The organism is Micromonospora sp. NPDC048868 (genome assembly GCF_043198195.1).
Classification (GTDB): domain Bacteria; phylum Actinomycetota; class Actinomycetes; order Mycobacteriales; family Micromonosporaceae; genus Micromonospora; species Micromonospora reichwaldensis.
In genome coordinates, this window is record NZ_JBICUN010000042.1 from 1 (window position 1) to 1,605 (window position 1,605).

The window sequence follows — 1,605 nt, forward strand, 5'->3', positions numbered from 1 at the left end:
CCGTCGGTGCGGAGGCGGCAGAGGTCGCCGGTGCGGTAGAGGCGGCTGCCGGGTGGTCCGTACGGGTCGGGCAGGAACCGCTCCGCCGTCTGCCCCGGACGGCCGAGGTATCCCCGGGCCAGTCCGTCGCCGGCGATGCAGAGTTCGCCGGGCGCCCCGGGCGGCACCAGCCGCAGCTCGGCGTCGAGGAGGTGGACGCGGGCGCCGTCGATCGGGGTGCCGAGATCCGGCCGGTGGGTCCCGTCCGGGCGCACCGGCCCGGCGGTGGCGACGACCGCGGCCTCGGTGGGCCCGTAGTGGTTGACCAGGGCGTAGGGGGTGCGCGCGGAGGGCCGGGTGGTGAGGGCGTCCCCACCCGTGAGCAGCGTGCGCAGCGTGGTGGTGGGCGGCGTGGGCAGCCGCAGGATGGCCTCGGCGATCGGGGTGGGCACGAAGGCCTCGGTGAGACCCTGCCGGTGCATCCAGTCGTGCAGCGCGGCGGGGTCGAGGCGGTGGGCCGGGTCGGCGATGTGCAGGGTGGCGCCGCTGACCAGCGCGGGCCAGATCTCCCACACCGCCGCGTCGAAGCCGAGGCTGGCGATCTGCCCGTGGTGCTCGCCGGGCCCGCTGGGGTAGGTGTCGAGGTGCCACCGGACGAGGTTGGCCAGGGCGTGGTGGGCGACCATGACGCCCTTGGGGACGCCCGTCGAGCCGGAGGTGTGGATGACGTACGCCAACTGCTCCGGGTGGATGTCGACCCGGGGTGCCGCCGGGGAGGCGGAGCGGTGCGGGGCGAGGGTGACGACGCCGGGGGGTGTGTCGGTGTCGTGGGGGTCTTGGGTGATGAGGATGGTGACGGCGGAGTTGGTGATGAGGTGGTGTCGGCGTGCGGGTGGTGCGGTGGGGTCGATGGGGAGGTAGGCGGCGCCGGCTTTGAGGACGGCGAGCATGGCGGTGATGGCGGGTGTGCCGGGTGGGAGGTTGACGGCGACGGGGTGGTCGGGTCGGGCGCCGTGGTGCAGGAGTTGGTGGGCGAGGTGGTTGGACCACTCGTCGAGTTCGCGGTAGGTGAGGGTGTTCGTTCCGTCGACGATCGCCACGGTGTCGGGCTGCCGTCGGGCCGTCTCCGTCACCAGCCGGGGCACGCACCCGGGAGCGCCGTCCGACCCGCTCCGCCGCCCCGTGGACACCGCCGCGAGCCGCTGGCGCTGGTCGTCGGTGACGGCCTCCACGGTGGACAGGCGCCGGTCGGGATCGGCCAGCACGGCGGCGACGAGGGCGCGGTAGCTGTCGGCCAGGTCGGCCATGGTGCCGGGCTCGTACAGGTCGCGGGCGTAGCTGAAGTACACGTCGACGGTGTCGGTCCCCACCTCCGCGTGGACCGTGAGGTCGAACTTCGCGGTTCCCGGCTCGATCGACACCGGCCGCATCGTGGCGGTGTGCAGTGGCATGGGCTCGTCGGCGAGGCCCGTGGCGTTTCCGCCGGTGAAGACGGTCTGGATGAGGGGTGGGGTGTGGCGGTCGCGGGTGTGTCGGGTGTGTTCGACGAGTTTGTCGAAGGGGATGTCCTGGTGGGTGACGGCGTGCATGAGGACGGTGCGGGAGTGGTGCAGGAGTTGGCGGAAG

At 73.5% G+C, this 1,605-nt stretch carries 1 protein-coding gene; it reads right to left on the reverse strand.

What is annotated here, in order from left to right:
* On the reverse strand, positions 1 to 1,568 hold a 1,568-nt coding region (locus ACGFNF_RS30340), incomplete at its 3' end, for an amino acid adenylation domain-containing protein (RefSeq protein WP_393172353.1).
* Between the last annotated feature and the right edge of the window lie 37 nt (positions 1,569 to 1,605).